At 32.1% G+C, this 17,259-nt stretch carries 19 protein-coding genes; 6 read left to right on the top strand and 13 right to left on the bottom strand.

The window, feature by feature from the left end:
• The first annotated feature begins 63 nt into the window (after nt 1–63).
• Nucleotides 64–933 (top strand): anti-sigma factor, encoded by an 870-nt coding sequence (locus tag Q0829_RS02660; RefSeq protein WP_298539619.1) that lies wholly within the window; start codon nt 64–66, stop codon nt 931–933.
• Between the two features lie 61 nt (nt 934–994).
• On the opposite strand, the gene Q0829_RS02665 is transcribed toward Q0829_RS02660, so the two are convergent.
• The 4 genes from Q0829_RS02665 to Q0829_RS02680 form a co-directional block, all read right to left on the bottom strand.
• A complete protein-coding gene (locus Q0829_RS02665) occupies nt 995–1,939 on the bottom strand; it encodes a hypothetical protein (protein ID WP_298539622.1) in 945 nt (314 codons plus the stop codon).
• Nucleotides 1,932–2,849 carry a hypothetical protein gene (locus Q0829_RS02670; RefSeq protein WP_298539624.1) on the bottom strand — a complete coding sequence of 306 codons (918 nt, stop codon included), beginning with the start codon at nt 2,847–2,849 and terminating at the stop codon, nt 1,932–1,934. The genes Q0829_RS02665 and Q0829_RS02670 overlap by 8 nt, the downstream gene beginning before the upstream one ends.
• Before the next feature lie 40 nt (nt 2,850–2,889).
• On the bottom strand, nt 2,890–3,786 hold the full coding sequence (xerD, locus tag Q0829_RS02675; protein WP_298539626.1) for a site-specific tyrosine recombinase XerD: 897 nt from the start codon (nt 3,784–3,786) through the stop codon (nt 2,890–2,892).
• A gap of 72 nt (nt 3,787–3,858) precedes the next feature.
• On the bottom strand, nt 3,859–4,443 hold the full coding sequence (locus tag Q0829_RS02680; protein WP_298539628.1) for an outer membrane beta-barrel protein: 585 nt from the start codon (nt 4,441–4,443) through the stop codon (nt 3,859–3,861).
• Between the two features lie 292 nt (nt 4,444–4,735).
• Here Q0829_RS02680 and Q0829_RS02685 point away from each other — a divergent pair, with 292 nt between their 5' ends.
• The 4 genes from Q0829_RS02685 (at nt 4,736) to Q0829_RS02700 (ending at nt 8,329) form a co-directional block, all read left to right on the top strand.
• Complete coding sequence (locus tag Q0829_RS02685) at nt 4,736–5,365, top strand: porin family protein (protein WP_298539629.1); 630 nt, start codon at nt 4,736–4,738, stop codon at nt 5,363–5,365.
• Complete coding sequence (gene aroQ, locus Q0829_RS02690) at nt 5,366–5,779, top strand: type II 3-dehydroquinate dehydratase (protein ID WP_298539631.1); 414 nt, start codon at nt 5,366–5,368, stop codon at nt 5,777–5,779. It abuts the gene before it with no gap.
• 299 nt (nt 5,780–6,078) lie between these two features.
• Nucleotides 6,079–6,504 carry a hypothetical protein gene (locus tag Q0829_RS02695; RefSeq protein WP_298539633.1) on the top strand — a complete coding sequence of 142 codons (426 nt, stop codon included), beginning with the start codon at nt 6,079–6,081 and terminating at the stop codon, nt 6,502–6,504.
• Between the two features lie 4 nt (nt 6,505–6,508).
• Nucleotides 6,509–8,329 (top strand): hypothetical protein, encoded by a 1,821-nt coding sequence (locus tag Q0829_RS02700; RefSeq protein WP_298539636.1) that lies wholly within the window; start codon nt 6,509–6,511, stop codon nt 8,327–8,329.
• A gap of 77 nt (nt 8,330–8,406) precedes the next feature.
• Here Q0829_RS02700 and lpdA read toward each other — a convergent pair whose 3' ends face one another.
• The 5 genes from lpdA to Q0829_RS02725 all read right to left on the bottom strand — a co-directional run bounded on the left by lpdA (nt 8,407) and on the right by Q0829_RS02725 (nt 12,358).
• Complete coding sequence (gene lpdA / locus Q0829_RS02705) at nt 8,407–9,798, bottom strand: dihydrolipoyl dehydrogenase (RefSeq protein WP_298539639.1); 1,392 nt, start codon at nt 9,796–9,798, stop codon at nt 8,407–8,409.
• A 191-nt stretch (nt 9,799–9,989) separates the two neighbouring features.
• Entirely contained in the window at nt 9,990–10,472 is a 483-nt protein-coding gene (locus Q0829_RS02710) for a hypothetical protein (protein WP_298539641.1), read from the bottom strand.
• Between the two features lie 66 nt (nt 10,473–10,538).
• On the bottom strand, nt 10,539–10,934 hold the full coding sequence (msrB, locus tag Q0829_RS02715; protein ID WP_298539642.1) for a peptide-methionine (R)-S-oxide reductase MsrB: 396 nt from the start codon (nt 10,932–10,934) through the stop codon (nt 10,539–10,541).
• A complete protein-coding gene (gene msrB, locus Q0829_RS02720; RefSeq protein ID WP_298539644.1) occupies nt 10,934–11,422 on the bottom strand; it encodes a peptide-methionine (R)-S-oxide reductase MsrB in 489 nt (162 codons plus the stop codon). The genes msrB (Q0829_RS02715) and msrB (Q0829_RS02720) overlap by 1 nt, the downstream gene beginning before the upstream one ends.
• A gap of 69 nt (nt 11,423–11,491) precedes the next feature.
• Nucleotides 11,492–12,358 (bottom strand): alpha/beta fold hydrolase, encoded by an 867-nt coding sequence (locus Q0829_RS02725; RefSeq protein ID WP_298539646.1) that lies wholly within the window; start codon nt 12,356–12,358, stop codon nt 11,492–11,494.
• A gap of 178 nt (nt 12,359–12,536) precedes the next feature.
• On the opposite strand from Q0829_RS02725, the gene Q0829_RS02730 reads away from it, so the two are divergent.
• Nucleotides 12,537–14,051: a DEAD/DEAH box helicase family protein gene (locus Q0829_RS02730; RefSeq protein ID WP_298539648.1), complete on the top strand. Its 1,515-nt coding sequence runs from the start codon at nt 12,537–12,539 to the stop codon at nt 14,049–14,051.
• A gap of 7 nt (nt 14,052–14,058) precedes the next feature.
• Here Q0829_RS02730 and Q0829_RS02735 read toward each other — a convergent pair whose 3' ends face one another.
• From Q0829_RS02735 to Q0829_RS02750, 4 genes are read right to left on the bottom strand one after another with little or no spacing between them, the layout of a single operon-like run.
• On the bottom strand, nt 14,059–15,093 hold the full coding sequence (locus Q0829_RS02735; RefSeq protein ID WP_298539650.1) for an NADP-dependent oxidoreductase: 1,035 nt from the start codon (nt 15,091–15,093) through the stop codon (nt 14,059–14,061).
• Nucleotides 15,094–15,135: 42 nt separating this feature from the next.
• Complete coding sequence (locus Q0829_RS02740; protein ID WP_298539652.1) at nt 15,136–15,828, bottom strand: aspartate/glutamate racemase family protein; 693 nt, start codon at nt 15,826–15,828, stop codon at nt 15,136–15,138.
• 11 nt (nt 15,829–15,839) lie between these two features.
• Nucleotides 15,840–16,625: a PhzF family phenazine biosynthesis protein gene (locus Q0829_RS02745; protein ID WP_298539654.1), complete on the bottom strand. Its 786-nt coding sequence runs from the start codon at nt 16,623–16,625 to the stop codon at nt 15,840–15,842.
• Nucleotides 16,626–16,629: 4 nt separating this feature from the next.
• Nucleotides 16,630–17,226 (bottom strand): short chain dehydrogenase, encoded by a 597-nt coding sequence (locus tag Q0829_RS02750; RefSeq protein ID WP_298539656.1) that lies wholly within the window; start codon nt 17,224–17,226, stop codon nt 16,630–16,632.
• Between the last annotated feature and the right edge of the window lie 33 nt (nt 17,227–17,259).

Below are 17,259 nucleotides of genomic sequence, written 5' to 3' on the forward strand. Positions count from 1 at the left end.
CTTTTTATAGTTATGCATATGGATGATTTTTATAATTTTATCTCATAAATTAAAAAGCAAAAAATGATGACAAAAAAAATGATGGCGATTGCAACAATTGCCTTGGGATTATTAGGTGTTTCCTGTTCTAGTGATGATGGACCACCAGTTGCTAACTTGGCTTTAGAAACTATAGGTTTAGAAAATTTAACTGGAGGATCCACATATCAAGGATGGTTAATTGTTGATGGACAAGCAGTACCGACAAGTAAATTTACAAACCCTACAGGAACAGTTAATCTTACGGTGTTAGCCTCGGATCTTGCAGATGCCACAGAATTTGTTCTTACTGTAGAACCAGTAGGTGATACTGATAATGTACCTTCTAGTGCTAAAATATTGACGGGTAATTTTAATGGATCTAATTCGGCAACACTTAATTTTGCACCAGTTGTTGCAGATCTTTCTAGTACGGCCGGACAATTCTTTCTTGCTACACCAACGGATGATGTAGCAGATAATGATGAGTTTGGTGTTTGGTTTATGAATGGAACTTCTGCGGGATTAACACTTCCTCCATTAGCAAGTGGTTGGAAATATGAAGGTTGGGTTGATTTTGGTAATGTAACTGTTTCTACAGGCACATTTTCTGACGTGGATGCACTTGATGACGCTAATTTCTTTAGAGGTTCTGGTGGAACAGTACCTAATTTTCCGGGTGAAGATTTCCTTATTATTCCTAGTCAAATTCCTTTAACTGGTATTACATTTCCTGCTGCTGTAACGAGCAAAAGAGTATTTATTACAGTAGAACCTTTTGAAGATAGAGATCCTGCTCCTTTCTTTATTGAACCGCTAAGCGCAACTGCAGGAATAACTACAGGTCCTGCAAATCCTGTAACAATGATTTCTGATACGGGAGTGCCTTCTGGTAGAGCAACAAGACCAAATTAGAACTTATTTTAAGATGAAATGATTAATAAAAAAACTCTCGAAATTTTCGAGAGTTTTTTTATTAATAGAGCTCTTGTTTAAAAGATAGTAAGAAAAATCCATTAAAAATCTTTTTAGCTCTTTGTATTTCTGTTTCGGGAAGAGGATTATTATCTAAAATTAATCCTGCTAATGCATACTTGTCCGTTTCATAAACCTTTGGGATGTGCTGAATTTGATTATTGTTTATATGAACCATAAGTAACGCTTTCATTTTAGTGAATTCTGGAGGAAGCTCTGAAAAAAGATTATATCCAGCATGTATTACCCATACTTTTCTCATTTCGGTAAATTGATCTGGTAACTCTTTCAATTCGTTATGATCAATGTATAAAAACCTAATTTGACTGAGTTCGCCTGTACTATTAGGAAGTTCTTTTAATTTATTGTGATCAATCCACAAAGAATATAACTTGGGTAATTCCCCTAAATAGGAATAACTTTCTTCATCCTTGATTGTGTTATATGACAAATTAAGGTCTCTCAGATTCTTTAGAGCCTTTATATTCTCTGGTAGCTTGGTGAGCTTATTGTTTTTTAGATTTAAAAACTCAATAGGCAGTTCAGAAATCTGTTGTAATATTTGAGAGAGATTAAAGCCTGGATTATTTATTAATGAAATCTGCTTTAGATTTGGAAATAGTTTAATTGATTCAGGGATTGTTTTAATGTCTAGACTATCTAAAATTAAAACTTCTAAGTTTTGATGAATAGCCAACTTACGAAGGCTACTATCAATATCTAAGTTCATGTTATTACTTAGATTAATCATTCTTAGGTCTTTTAACTTGGTTATAGACTTAGGTAATTCATTAAGGTTTTGATTACTAAGGTCTAAACGATGAATTTTTGAGAACTTTTCTGAATTAATTTCTACGTGAGTTTTACTATAAAAAGTTGTATAAGTATTACAACTACTACAAAGTAATAGTAAACACATGCAATATACTAACCATCTTTTAATCATCTGTAATGGCTTTAAAAAATGTACTTCCACTTACTTCTATATAGATTTCATCTTTAGTTTCTACAAGCCAAGGAAATCTAGGGTTTAGTCCTAATCCATCATGTAGTATATTCTGTATGTATGCACCAGCTTTTTGACTATTAATACCTACATTAGAATGTATAGAAACATCATTTTCTTGATAGGTGCTATATGCATATAAATTACCATAAAAAAGCTCTTTAAATGGAGGTAATGTAAACCATACGTTTTTACGTCCATCATCGGAGTTAATTGAATTTCTTGGAGACCGACTATAATCTGGTCTAGCAGTAAATAAGTCAATTCCAATTCCCAATTTATACACCGTTTGTGGATTAGTAATTGCTGTAAAACCTATATCTAACGAACCAGTAACTCCATAATCTGTACCTGCACCACTGAACAAACCGATGCTAAAATCGTTCTGAAAAACTAAATGAATGTTATGATTAGCATTACTAAAGCGCATTAATAAAGCTCCACGTTTTAGTCCATAAGATTTTAATGATTTAGGAAGGTAATCTTTACTAAACCCAAAGCCTAATCCATTAAACCCTCCTTTGCCTTTTTGGTTAAATATAATAGAAGTGTTCATTTTTGATAAAGAGGATCCCAATAAGTTACTGTTTTTACCAAGTCCAGCTAATGCAAAAAAATCATATGAATACCCTAATCCATTAGTTTTTACCGTATGTCGCTTTAGAAATTGATAAGAAGCAAACGATACTCCGCTTTCTAAAGAAATATCTCCATAATTAAGAGTGCCAAAACCAAAAACACCTAATTTTAACCATTGATTTTGGTTACCTAAAGTGATTTCCGTTTTTAACATAATACCACCATCAGCACTAAATCGTTGTGAGTATAGAAGAGAACAACTCAAGAACACAATACAAGTAATTTTTTTTCTTAAGCTATTTATATACATATTATTTTCTTGGATGAAATGTATTAATAACTTCAGTTAAGTGACTTCTGTCAAGATGCATATATATTTCTGTAGTGGTTATGCTTTCGTGTCCTAACATCAATTGTATAGCTCTCAGATCGGCTCCATTTTCCAATAAATGGGTTGCAAAAGAATGTCTGAACGTATGAGGACTTATGTTTTTATGAATGCCTGCTTTTTCAACAAGCCTTTTTACAATAGTAAAAATCATAGCTCTTGTAAGTTGTCTTCCTCTGCGATTTAAAAACAACGTATCTTCGTGACCTTTCTTGATATCGAGATGAATTCTTATTTCGTTCTTATAAATATTGATATATTTCTGTGTTATTTCGCCAATAGGAACGAATCTTTGTTTATCTCCTTTTCCTGTTACACTAATGAAACCTTCATCAAAAAAAAGATTAGAGAGTTTTAAATCGATTAATTCACTAACTCGAAGTCCGCATCCATAAAGCGTTTCTATAATAGCTTTATTTCTTTCTCCTTCGGGTTTACTTAGATCTACATGAGAAATGATAGTATCTATTTCTTCTAAAGATAATGTATCTGGTAACTTCCTACCAATTTTAGGAGCTTCTATAAGTTCCATGGGATTGGTTTCTCTATAATCCTCAAAAATTAAATAATTGAAAAAACTTTTTAAACCAGAAATTATGCGAGCTTGAGATCTAGCATTGACTAATTTTGCAGTTTCATAAATGAATTGTTTTAATATATCTTTTTCTATAGCAATAGGAGTGGTCTCAATATCATTTTCTTCTAGATATTTAAGTAATCTTTGGATATCCAAACTATAATTGATAATAGAATTATCAGAAAGTCCTCTTTCGATTCGTAAGTAATGTTCGTAATCTTTTATCGCATGACTCCATTTCATGTTTCCTAATATAAAAAAGAAAATCCATCCGCAAACTGCGAATGGATTTAAAATTAGATAATAATTATATTATTAGAATTTATATACCAATCCAAGATTGATATCATCAAGATTCACTCCGATAGAAAATAAATCAGTAGATTCGGCTCCATCAAAATCTGGTTTTGTTGAAGAATAAGAAATTGCTCCCCAGAAAGCTTCTAAAGCAAAGTTATCGCTAATGAAATAGCTTACTCCAGGTCCTCCACCAATTAAAAATCCATCTGTGGTTGAATCAATTGTTGCTATTTCTGTTTTAATAGAAAGATAGTTCGCCCCAAGTTCACCAAAAATAGAAAACTTACTAGATGGCGTAAAATAATACCTACCAAATGCTCCACCCGTAAAAATGTTTGTTTTCGTATCATCAGTAAATGGTATTTCTAGTTTTTGAGTCGTATAACTTATTCTGGCACCTACCACGATATTATCCGATACAAAGAAACCTGCTCTAGGAGTAATCTCAAATGAGTTAGACTTAGCATCACCAGTGGATTGTGAGTTGTATCCAAAAGATCCTGAGATGAAAATATCTCCTTTAGCAAATCCTTCTCCATCCTGAGCATTAGCAAAAGCTAAGCTAAATACTGCTACTGCAGTTAACATTAATTTTTTCATGATAATTGTTTGTTTATGGTTTATTATATCAGTTAGTAACAATTATAGAATATTTGTTACTAGGTTTTTTATAGAAATTTCAAATAAACTATTCGTGTAGAACATAACGCCTTAATAATCAGAAAATATGATTATGTTTTTATGAATGTAAAATGAGTTATGAATAGGAAAGAACATGTTTTGTTTGCACATATTAGTATTTATACCTTTATATTATGCAAAGGTTTTTTGTTTCCTTTTTACGTTGTATAAAAAAATAAAGCTACTTTTGAGTATAAACTTATAATAAAGGATGAAAAGAAATATTTTTATACTTATGATGGTCCTAAGTTTTGTTTCTGTAAATGCTCAGAAGCTTGATGATGAAGATCCATTATATGCAAGAGCAGGATTTAAAGGTGGTATTAATTATAGTAATATTTTAGGTGATGCCGATGGTACTGAAGGAAGGATAAGAATACATCTCGGAGCCGTGGTAGAATATCCTATTTCAAGTAAGTTTTATATACAAGGAGAATTACTCTATTCAGCGCAAGGTTACAAAGTAGATGTTGGAGGTCAGGAGCAGAAAATTAGTTTAAATTATTTTTCGTTACCTATTATAACTAAAACATATGTAACAGAACGTATTAGCCTTGAAACAGGTCCGCAATTTGCTTTATTGACAAATGTGGGAAATGATGATGTAGCTGATAATGACCCGTTTTTTGATTCTTTTAATAATTTTGATGTTAGTTGGGCATTTGGAGCAGGTTATAAGCTAGAAAGTGGTTTGTTTTTTCAACTACGATATAATTTAGGTTTAACTAATATTAATGATACAAGTATTATTGATATAACCAATAGAAATTCAGTTGCTCAATTATCAATAGGGTATTTGTTTAAGACAAAAAATAATCGAAGAATCTCACGAGAACAATAAATGAAACTTTTAATATTAAACGGACCAAACCTTAACCTTTTAGGTAAAAGAGAACCTAGTGTATATGGTAACCAATCTTTTGAAGATTTTTTTTCAGAATTACAAATGAAATTTAGAGATGTGGAACTAGGCTATTTTCAATCTAATATAGAAGGCGAATTGATTACTAGAATCCAGGAAGCCGATGGTACTTATGATGGAGTCATTTTGAATGCAGGAGCCTATACACATACTTCTATCGGTATTGGTGATGCAATTAAAGCAGTTACTGTTCCGGTGATCGAAGTACATATTTCTAATACTTTTGGTAGAGAAGAGTTTAGGCATCAATCTTATATTTCTCCAAATGCAAAAGGAGTTATTCTTGGTTTAGGATTACAAAGTTATGAGCTAGCGATTCAAAGTTTTTTATAGAAAAATAAAAAAAACTTATTTTAACTTGAAGTAGCGGTAAGGATTGTTCGTTGGATCATATCTCGTAGTAAGAAGAATTTAGGATTTTTATTTTGTTAATTGCTGTTAATAGGAAATATAAGCTTGTTTCTATGATAATGACAAACCTTGAGGTACCTTTTTAATATTGTAATTTGATCCCGAACTAACTCAGGTAGATATAGTGTTTTTCTTATTGGAATTAGGTGTTTTCCCCCTTTTATAAGGATATATTTTTGTATACTTTTAGGTACTCAAGCTTTATTCTAAAATATACTCTTATGATAGAACCTATTATTTTATCCAAAACGGATGCTACTGTAGCTAACACTGTATTTAATAATGCATTAGCAAATGAACCGGTGACACTTATATTAGTAATAGGTGATACCACACAATCTGATGGAGCTGTACAAAAAATTTCTTCTTTTATAAATTCCGATGATCATTTTTATAACGGCTTAAAAGTAATACAAGCTCCTGATATTAGTTTTATTTTAAATACTTTAAAAGGATTAAAAGTTAGTCCGCGACTAGATGAAATAAACTGGAATTCTATGGACTCTTATGTGCTTTTATCAATTTCTAACGTTTTTAATAATATTGGAAATGTAGTATTAGCGTCAAAATATGATAATCGATCAACGTATTATATAGAAAAATCTATTATGTTGGCGATGGCTTATGACCAAAATTTAAATCAATAACTATATGGGTGTTGTAAAGAAAATCCACATTTATTATATGCTTATTTGCTGTTATTGCGTATCAACTATTACAGCTTATGGGCAGGATCAATTGTCAAGTGAAGATCAAAAATCTGTGTTTTCTATTTTAGAAAAGGACAGAGATGGTACCTATTTAAAAGACGGAAAGCCTAAAGAAAACTTTGTCAACAATAAGATTGTCGATATCAATAGTGTTTTACAGATTGATTTAGATTATTCTGCTATTGTTTCTGAAATTGAAAAAAACGGCGCTGGTTTACCCGATGATATTGATAAAAAAATTAAGATGTTTTCTGAGGCAATGAGACTTAGGGAAAAAAATCTGGATTCATTCAATACATTATTAAACACTTATAATTATCGGCGGTTTAAAGAAAATTCTCAGTTAAACAAAGAATGGGCAAATAAAATGCAGAAAGTTGCATTAGCTATTACCGATTTAGGTTTAAGTTTAGAAGATAATGGAGTTGAATTAAAAAGTTTTAGACCGGAATATATATATAACGCTGCTCAAAATGAGTTAAAGCAGTTAACTAATCAAGTAGAAAATTTCGCAAATAATGAGGGTGTGTATATTCAATTTGGCGCTTGGTTGTATACTAAGAATAATAAAAGTGATTCCGTACATTTACCGGGATTTGACTCTATAAAGCCAAAACAACCTTATGAGGTAGAAAGATGGCAAATTTTACCTACAGAAGAACAGCAAAAACAATTAGAAGAATTAAGTGCGCTTGCGAATAAAAATAAAAATAATGGTTTGTCTGCGTTGAGAGACGTCATTGATATTCAAATAGAACACCTTAAGCAAACATTAAAGGTGGAGTTCACGAGTATTGTTAGTCAAATCACACAGGACATTGAACAGATATCAGACCCTCAGCTAAATCAATTTATCACAGATTTTAACAGTTTTAAAAGTGATTTGGAGAATTTTGAAATAGAAATTAGAAAAAGAATTTCGTTCTATGAAAACTTAAAAATCAATGACCAAACATCTTTTTTTCAGGTAGTATCACAAATAGAAAGTGATATTAATTTTATAACCAAAGAAGATGGAAAACAACTTTTGGATAAAGCGGTTTCGCTGTATGATCAAGTAAAAAATCTTGTAAATATTCAAAATTTAAAAAAGTATGTTAATGATTTGAAAGTATATTTAGAAAAGTGGGTAAGAATAATTTCGGATAGTAATAGCGTTCAAAGTATAGAAGCGTTGATTTTAGGAACTCCAATAGACTTTAGTTTACTGAAGTTTAGTGATAAAGTTTTTAAACTCTCTTTAGCAAATATGCCAACCCAAACAGATCTAGACTTATTTACAACCGGAATACGAGGTAGTGGAGATCGCATTGCGTTTAAGTTTGAAATAAACTCTAAGAAAAAACTGATCTATAGGGAAAACCGGGAGGTTTATATGTATAGAATCTTACCTCACATAGAAAGTACGGTTGGTGTTATTTTTGCGGACCCTTTGGCAAGGACAAATGTAAAAACACAATTTCAGATGGCTCCTTATTATAACCTAATTCTAAAAGGATTGTGGGATCAAAAAATAAGAAGAAGAAGCGTAGCATATAATAGAATTTTTGATTGGGGAATTGGGCTTCATATTTCTGCTCCAGATTTTGATGGAGATGATGTCCCCGAGTTAGGGGCCGGTTTGGTAGTATCAATACTACATGATTATGTACAGACAGGTGCGGCTATTAACGTGTTTACAGGTGATCCATACTGGTATTTTGGATTAAGGCTGCCTGTACCATCTTTTAATATTGGTTCGATTCCTATGAGTTCGAATTAAAAAATATGATTATAAAAATAAAAAACACCTTACTAAATAATTTTAGTAAGGTGTTTTTTATGAAAATATAATATCTGTTATAAATGAATCACTTCATCGTAAGCATCAGCTACAGCTTCCATAACGGCCTCACTCATTGTTGGATGAGGATGTATAGCTTTTAGTACTTCATGACCTGTAGTTTCTAATTTTCTACCTAATACGGCCTCCGCAATCATATCTGTTACTCCAGCTCCTATCATATGGCACCCTAACCATTCACCATATTTAGCGTCAAAAATTACTTTTACAAAACCATCTTTAGTTCCGGCAGCACTTGCTTTACCAGAGGCTGAGAAAGGAAATTTACCAACTTTAAGCTCATAACCAGCTTCTTTAGCTTGTTTTTCTGTCATTCCTACACTTGCAATTTCTGGAGAAGCATATGTACATCCCGGAATATTACCATAGTCGATTGCTTCTACGTGCATATTGGCTATTTTTTCTACGCAAGTAATACCCTCTGCAGAAGCAACATGTGCTAATGCAGGACCAGATACAACATCACCAATAGCATAAACACCAGGAATATTAGTTTGATACCAGTCATTTACCACAATCTTATCTCTATCTGTAGCAATTCCTAATTCTTCTAATCCTATGTTTTCTATATTCGTTTTAATTCCTACAGCAGATAATACAATATCAGCTTCAAGAATTTCTTCTCCTTTTTTAGTTTTTACAGTTGCTTTTACACCATCACCACTAGTATCGACACTTTCCACAGAAGAATTGGTCATTACTTTGATTCCGGCTTTTTTGAAACTTCTTTCAAATTGCTTAGAAACTTCTTCATCTTCTAGTGGCACTAGGTTAGGAAGAAATTCTACTATAGTAACTTCTGTTCCCATCGCGTTATAAAAATGAGCAAACTCTACGCCAATTGCACCAGAACCTACTACGATCATTTTCTTAGGTTGAGAATCTAAAGTCATAGCTTCTCTATATCCGATTACTTTTTTACCATCTTGTGGTAGATTTGGTAATTCTCTTGATCTAGCTCCTGTAGCAACAATGATATGCTTTGCATCATAATCAGTAGCGTTTCCATCTTTATCAGTAACAGTAACTTTACTACCAGATTTTAATTTACCAAAACCTTCGATTACGTCAATTTTATTTTTTTTCATTAAGAATTGAACACCTTTGCTCATTCCTTCTGCAACGCCACGACTACGTTTTACCACTGCATCAAAATCTTTATCAAATTTTTCCACAGTTAAGCCATAATCAGACGCATGTTTAAGGTAATCAAATACCTGCGCACTTTTTAATAGTGCTTTTGTGGGTATACATCCCCAATTTAAACATACACCTCCAAGGCTTTCTTTTTCAATAATAGCAGTTTTAAACCCCAATTGAGAAGCTCTAATAGCAGTTACATAACCACCAGGTCCACTTCCTAATACGATAATATCATATGCGCTCATAAATGTGAATTTTTTGAAGACACGAATTTACGGATAATTAGGTTAACCAAAAAAGGTTTTAACCATTCCATTTTTGCAATTATCTATACTAATTATTTATATAAAAAAACACTATCATTACGATAGTGTTAATTTTTTGTAGTATTTATTATTTTTAGAATAAAAACAAATATTCTTTAATAATTGGATTCTTAAAATTCTAAATTTAAAGCAGATTGAACTTCATTTAAATCTGATAAATCAATATCTGTATTTTCTGCAAATGAAGCAGGTACAACTACGACTCTAAATGTTTGATTATTTGTTAAGCTAGTAGGAACTAAATCAAAGGCGTTACTTTCTAACAATACATCTACGTCTCCTGATGTAAAATTAAATCGGTATAGAACAGTAATATCACCACCATTACCATCATCAATAAAAATTGTAGCAGTTGGCAGAGGTTCCCAAACATCTAGCCCATTATTCACACTCTCTAATCTATACACCAGTACCACATCAGAATCAAAAATGTTTTCATTAAAAAAGAATCGATGCAAGAAATCATTAGATTGATTAAAGTCTGTAGTAAATTCGAATGTTGTTCCTATAGTGTCAAAATCTGCATCATCGTCATTGACGCACGAGGTGAATAATAAGGATGATAAAAATAAAAGTGTGAAAATCTTTTTCATAATATGTAATTATTTGTTGTTTTGATATTGAATATACTTATCAATAAGTGTTCCAAAGTATGAAATTTATGCTTTATCGAAATCAATACTTACCGAATTTACACAATAGCGTTGCCCTGTTTCTGTAGGTCCATCATCAAAAATATGCCCTAAGTGACTGCCACAGTTAGCGCATAGAATTTCTGTTCTTATCATGCCATGAGTTGTGTCTTTTATGTATTCTACGCTTCCTTCAATAGATTGATCAAAACTAGGCCATCCACATCCAGAGTCAAATTTCGATGTACTTTCGAACAGTGGAACATGACATCCCATACATTTATAGGTTCCATCTTCTGAGTGAATATTATATTCTCCGGTAAAAGGACGCTCGGTTCCTTTTTGTCTCAATACTCTATATTGTTCTTCAGAGAGTTCTTTTCTCCATTGGTCTTCTGTTTTGTCAAAAGGGTATTTGCTCATTACTTGGTTTGTTTTGGTTCAAAAATTAAAGCATCGCCATTAATACAATGTCTTTTTCCGGTAGTTTCCCTTGGTCCATCATTAAAAACATGTCCTAAATGCCCTCCACAAGTTCCACATACAAGTTCAGTTCTAGCGTAACCTAACTTATAATCCGTGTCAACAGATACATTTCCTTTTACAGCTCTATCAAAACTAGGCCAACCTGTGCCACTATCAAATTTATGTTCACTTTCGTATAACGGTGTATTACATCCTGCGCAGTGAAAAGTTCCTGAAGCATACACTTTATTTAGAGGACTAGAAAAAGGTCTTTCTGTGCCGGCTTGTCTTAAGATATAATACTGATCATTTGTTAGGATTTCCTTCCATTCTTTGTTTGTCTTAGAAACAGCATATTCTTTCTTTTCTTTTTTTGTTTCTTTTTGAGCATTACCAGTACAACTTATCGTTAAAATACTGATGAATAATATTAGAATCTTTTTCATGTTATTCAAATTATAGTTTTATGTGTATATAGTCGTATATCAGTACAGTCCATAACATAAGAATTCTTATTATATAATAAACTCAATTATTTTACCAATTACCTCCTGATCTCCAAGAATTTTTCTATGACCTAATTTCTCAGTTAATAATAATGTTCCTTTCGTTAATTTTTTATGAATCTCTATAGCCTCTTTATAATTTACGTCGACGTCATTTTTATCATGAACAACTAAGGTTGGTATTTTTACTGCTTCTGCAGAAATCCCTCCAGAATAATTGTCAAGGTCTTCTCCATAACGTTCATCGAGGTATCGTTTCATTAATCTTCCGGTTTTCTGGCTTAACTGTAGATTTCTAACAAATTCTTTGGTTATTTTGGTTACACTGTTTGCTGTACCGATTATTATCAATTTTTCAATCATGAAACCGAATTTGGTAGCTCTTAATAAAGACATACCTCCTAATGAATGTCCAATAGCGCTATAGAATGGTCCATGAGTTTTTTCTAATTGGCGTATGGTTTCAATAAAATGTGGCATATTACTTCTCTTTCCCGGAGCTTCACCGTGAGCCGGTGCGTCAAAACTTACCGTACTAAAACCTTTTTGCAATAATTGATCTGCAATCTTAGAAAGTTGAGTACCACTACCTGACCATCCATGTACTAACAAAACCTTTTTGTTAGAGGTTCCATAGTTATAAACAATTACATCCCGATTTATATTCTTGATTTTTACTTTTTCTTTACGACTTTCTATCGCCATAGTTCTTTCCCGTTCTGGTCTTTTGTACTTAAACGGTGTTAAAAATAAACGGGCTCCAAATCTAGAAGCTAAAAAAGGAGAAATCCAGTTTAACACTTTACCTGTATATAAAATTGATTTAGGAACAAGTAGTGCTTGAACAGGTATTAGATCTTTATCAATCTTAGTCATTAATGAATAATCAATTTTTATTTAAAATTAAAAGAACAAAAATGGTTGTAAGAAATATTATGAATAATTAACATTTTAGAAGAGATTTGTTGAATTAAAACGAAATATATTCTACGAATTCTTTTATATAAGTTTATAAAGTGCTTAATTTTGTAGCTTATTTTTTAACCTAAAGCAAATGCGGGTGGAACCCACTGAAATAGAAAAAAAGGAACAGAAAGTACTTTATAATTATCAGGCTAGAGATATTGATAAGATCTTTGGGCGTTTGCAAGAGTTTCCTAAAAGCTATAATTTACTTTATCAGCTACCTACTGGTGGGGGGAAAACGGTTATCTTTTCAGAAATTGTAAGAAGGTATATAGAAACCACAAAGAAGAAAGTCGTAGTCTTAACGCATCGTATCGAGCTTTGTGACCAAACATCTAAAATGCTTACTGAGTTTAATGTGAAAAATAAGATCATTAACAGTAATGTAAAAAAGCTTGAAGATCAGCATGAGTATATGTGTTTTGTGGCTATGGTAGAAACACTTAATAATAGACTTAATGATGATCAATTAGAGATTGATAATGTAGGAATGGTCATTATTGATGAGGCACATTATAACTCTTTTCGAAAATTATTTCGTTTTTTCGATACTTGCTTTATTCTAGGTGTTACGGCTACACCTCTTAGTTCTAATATGAAGCTTCCAATGAAAGATAACTATAGAGAGTTGATTGTTGGAGATACTATTACATCTCTTATTGGAAATGGGTTTTTGGCTAAACCAGTGACGTACACATATGATGTAGGTCTTGGTTCTCTTAAGATAGGTATGAATGGGGATTATACTGTGAAATCTTCTGAAGATCTATATACAAATGCGTTGATGCAGGATAAGTTGCTAAAAGCATATGAAGAAAGATCAAAGGGACAAAAGACATTAATTTTTAATAATGGTATTAATACTTCAATTCAAGTCTATGATGTTTTCCATAGAGCAGGATATCCAATAAGACACTTAGATAATACGAATAGTAAACAAGAAAGAGCCGATATACTAAAATGGTTTAAGCATACAGATAATGCAATTCTTACTTCTGTGAGTATTTTGACTACTGGTTTTGATGAACCTACTGTAGAAACGGTAATTCTTAATCGAGCTACGAAATCTTTGACTCTTTATTTTCAAATGATTGGTAGGGGATCCAGAATACTTCCTAAAAAACCAGAGTTTTCTATTATTGATATGGGAAATAACACGGCGCGTTTTGGACTTTGGAATGGAGAAATAGACTGGCAATCTATTTTTAGATCACCTGATTTTTATTATGAAAGCTTGGTTAGTGATGATGAGATAGAACGTAAATTTAAATACGTAATGCCGGAAGAAGTAAGAAAGCAATTTAGTAATTCTACTGAAATAGATTTTGATATCGAAACGGAATATGCTAATACCAAAAAATATGGTTTACGTAGTAAAAGTGTGTTAGAAAAATCGATTGAACAACATGCTAAGATGTGTGTGGAAAATAGTGAAGATGTTTTCGACGCACGAATTCTTAGCAAACTATTAGATCAGGATATTGAATATAGAGTTAGACGTTATTCTTATTGCATTAGTAAAAGCACCAAAAATTATAGAGATTGGTTACAAGAGGACTATGGTCGAAAATTACGTTCTAAAATCAATCAAATGTTTTTGTAATTACTTCTTATATTTTTACAATTAATTTACCCATGTTTTTTCCAAAAAAAAGCATATTTAAAGCCTCTGGTAGTTGATCGAATCCTTTGATAATGGTTTCTTTATATTTAATCAAACCATCTTGTACCCAAGGAGTCATTTCGGAAAGTAATTCGTCCATTCTTTGATTGTAATCTCTAGCAAGAACACCTTGTATAGTTGCTCTTTTATATAAGATTTTATGTAGAAATCTTGGTCCCATTTCAGGAGTATCTAATCCACCTGAGTATTGAGAAATCTGTCCACAAATAATGATTCTGGCATTAATATTAATGTGTTCAAAAACGGCATCCGTAATATATCCGCCTACATTATCATAGTATATATCTATTCCTTCCGGTGATATTCGCTTTAATTCTTGATACATTTCTTTTGCTGATGAATGCTTCTTATAATTTATTACTTCGCTTACACCTATTATTTCTTTGAGAAATTTTGTTTTTTCATCTGATCCCGCAATACCAATAACTTTACAGCCTTTTATTTGGGCAATTTGCGCTACAATTTGCCCAACGGCACCAGAAGCTCCAGAGACTACTACCGTTTCTCCTTCTTTAGGCAAACCAGCTTCAAGAAGTCCAAAATAAGCAATTCGAGCAGGCATGCCTAAGACACCTAAAGCCGTTGTGACTGAAATTTTAGTAGGATCTAATAAACGAAGATTACTAATTTCTGTAATAGCATATTCCTGCCAACCAGTATATGATAATACCCAATCTCCTTTTTTTAAAGAGGAACTATTATCATTAATTGCCACTATTTGAGCGACGACGGCGCCACCTTGAACGGTATCTAATGGATGTGGCTCTTCCCAGGTGTTATGCTTAGATTGCTGGATACGCATATATGGATCTATACTAAAATATACAGACTTTAATAAGGCTTTTCCCGGTTTTACTTCTGAAATAGAGATTACATTCTCCTCTAATGTATAATGACTTTGATTAACTACTTTTTCAGGTCTCTTGGTATAAATCCACTGTTTGTTTCTAAATTGGGTCACTTTCTTGAATTGTATATTTTGATTGACAATTTTTGTTTTTGATTAATTCTCTAAAGCCATTTCTACAGCACTTTCCGCATGAATATTGGTAGTGTTGAATATTGGAATATCCACATCTTTTTGTTTTATTAATAAAGGTATTTCTGTACAACCAAGAATAACCCCTTCAGCACCTTTGTTTTCAAGATCTTTTATGATATGCTTATATGCTTCTCTTGAATTACTTTGAATATTTCCAAGAACTAACTCCTCATATATCACCTTATGTATAAGTTCTCTATCATCGATATCAGGGATTATAACATCAATTCCATATTTTTTAAGGATCATTCTGTAAAAATCTTTTTCCATGGTAAATTTAGTACCTAAAAGTGCAAGTTTTTGTAATCCTTTGGATTGAATTATTTTTCCTGTAGCATCGGCGATATGAAGAAAAGGAATCGTTATGTTTTTAATTATTTCTTCACTACACAGGTGCATTGTATTTGTACAAAGAAGTATCAGATCTGCACCAGCGTTTTCTAATTGTTTTGCGGATTTAATCATATATTTAGTTAAACCATTCCAATCGTCTTTTCTTTGCAAAATTTCAATTTCTGCAAAATCAACAGAAACCATAATAGATTTCGCAGAATGAAAACCACCTAATTCTTCTTTTACCTTTTTGTTTATCAATTCATAATAAACGGCTGAGGATTCCCAACTCATACCTCCAATTAATCCAATTGTTTTCATAATTTACTTTTTTAGATTTCTATTTCACCAACTAAATAAGGAACTGAGTATCCACTAAGAAAAACTCGATCTCCCACTAATTTACAATCAAGTTCTCCACCTCGTTTGGATAATTGATGAGCTTTCAGTTTTGTTTTGCCGAGTTTTTTTGCCCAAAAAGGAACAAGTGCGGCATGCGCAGATCCTGTAACCGGATCTTCTAGAGGGATTTCGGGATTAGCATCGAATACTCTGGATACAAAATCCGAATTTTTACCTTCAGCAGTAATAATGGTACACAAATAAGGGAGTCCTTTCAGAAACTCTAATTTAGGTTCTTCTGCTAATACTTCTTCTTCTGAACCAACAGTAATAATAAGATCTCTTCCGGCAAAAGCTTTTAATGGTTTAGCTTGGAAAGCTTCGAATACTTCTTTTGGAATATCAATAGGTTGCGGAGGTCGCGAAGGAAAATCTAATGTAATAGATCCGTTATCTTCTTTTTTAGCTTTTAGAATACCGCTTTTAGAAGAAAAAGTTATTTCATTAATTTTAGTATCGATATAATTAAAAATCACATAAGCTGAAGCTAAAGTCGCGTGACCACATAAATCAATTTCTGCATATGGCATAAACCATCTCATTTCATAGATGTCGTCTTTTTTTACAAAATAGCCTGTCTCTGCAAGATTATTTTCGATTGCAATATTCAATAAAGTTTCATCATCTAACCAATGAGGTAAATGGCAGATAGCCGCCGGATTACCTCCAAAGAGTTTTTGAGTAAATGCATCGATCTGGTATATTGGAATTTTCATAGGTTTAATAAATTTTTAGAATTTGACCTGTGTTTTTGCTAGTTAGTACGTATTCGTATATTTTCATAACATCTTCTATTTCTACAGGTAAATACCCTGCAAATTTCTGATCTTTAGGAAAATCACCAGCTATTGCTCCGGGAGCGACAGTATTAAGTCGAATACCGCGAGTTAATTCTTGGGAAGCTGCATTAATAAAACTATGGATAGCACCATTAACCAAAGAAAGTGCCACTGCATTTGGTTCATAATGCTCAGCAAGAATACCAGTTGTTAAGGTTATAGAACCGTTTTCTTTTAGATAATCTTTAGCTATATGAACAAGGTTTACCTGTCCCATTAATTTACTTTTAATTCCTAGATAATAATCTTCTTCTTCGAGATCAGAAAGAGATTTCCATGATGCTGTACCTGCTGCATTAATTACGGCATCTAGTTTGGGTAGCTTTTCAAAAAGTGATTTTATTGAATTTTTATCTGTAATATCAATAGGGTAGGAGTTACTTTTTCTATGTGCACCATAGACATCATGATTATTTTTAAGAGAATTGTAAATTTCTTTTCCAATGGTTCCTGTTGCTCCTATAACTAAAATCTTCATAATTATATATTTAATTTTATAAATATGTTGTTT

Source organism: uncultured Aquimarina sp., assembly GCF_947492405.1.
Classification (GTDB): Bacteria; Bacteroidota; Bacteroidia; order Flavobacteriales; family Flavobacteriaceae; genus Aquimarina.

Excerpts from the sequence above, each read along its gene's own strand:
- Q0829_RS02660 (WP_298539619.1), top strand. The coding sequence starts at position 64 with ATGATGACAAAAAAAATGATGGCGATTGCAACAATTGCCTTGGGATTA.
- Q0829_RS02665 (WP_298539622.1), bottom strand. The coding sequence starts at position 1,939 with ATGATTAAAAGATGGTTAGTATATTGCATGTGTTTACTATTACTTTGT.
- xerD (WP_298539626.1), bottom strand. The coding sequence starts at position 3,786 with ATGAAATGGAGTCATGCGATAAAAGATTACGAACATTACTTACGAATC.
- Q0829_RS02680 (WP_298539628.1), bottom strand. The coding sequence starts at position 4,443 with ATGAAAAAATTAATGTTAACTGCAGTAGCAGTATTTAGCTTAGCTTTT.
- Q0829_RS02685 (WP_298539629.1), top strand. The coding sequence starts at position 4,736 with ATGAAAAGAAATATTTTTATACTTATGATGGTCCTAAGTTTTGTTTCT.
- aroQ (WP_298539631.1), top strand. The coding sequence starts at position 5,366 with ATGAAACTTTTAATATTAAACGGACCAAACCTTAACCTTTTAGGTAAA.
- Q0829_RS02695 (WP_298539633.1), top strand. The coding sequence starts at position 6,079 with ATGATAGAACCTATTATTTTATCCAAAACGGATGCTACTGTAGCTAAC.
- Q0829_RS02700 (WP_298539636.1), top strand. The coding sequence starts at position 6,509 with ATGGGTGTTGTAAAGAAAATCCACATTTATTATATGCTTATTTGCTGT.
- lpdA (WP_298539639.1), bottom strand. The coding sequence starts at position 9,798 with ATGAGCGCATATGATATTATCGTATTAGGAAGTGGACCTGGTGGTTAT.
- Q0829_RS02710 (WP_298539641.1), bottom strand. The coding sequence starts at position 10,472 with ATGAAAAAGATTTTCACACTTTTATTTTTATCATCCTTATTATTCACC.
- msrB (WP_298539642.1), bottom strand. The coding sequence starts at position 10,934 with ATGAGCAAATACCCTTTTGACAAAACAGAAGACCAATGGAGAAAAGAA.
- msrB (WP_298539644.1), bottom strand. The coding sequence starts at position 11,422 with ATGAAAAAGATTCTAATATTATTCATCAGTATTTTAACGATAAGTTGT.
- Q0829_RS02725 (WP_298539646.1), bottom strand. The coding sequence starts at position 12,358 with ATGACTAAGATTGATAAAGATCTAATACCTGTTCAAGCACTACTTGTT.
- Q0829_RS02730 (WP_298539648.1), top strand. The coding sequence starts at position 12,537 with ATGCGGGTGGAACCCACTGAAATAGAAAAAAAGGAACAGAAAGTACTT.
- Q0829_RS02740 (WP_298539652.1), bottom strand. The coding sequence starts at position 15,828 with ATGAAAACAATTGGATTAATTGGAGGTATGAGTTGGGAATCCTCAGCC.
- Q0829_RS02745 (WP_298539654.1), bottom strand. The coding sequence starts at position 16,625 with ATGAAAATTCCAATATACCAGATCGATGCATTTACTCAAAAACTCTTT.
- Q0829_RS02750 (WP_298539656.1), bottom strand. The coding sequence starts at position 17,226 with ATGAAGATTTTAGTTATAGGAGCAACAGGAACCATTGGAAAAGAAATT.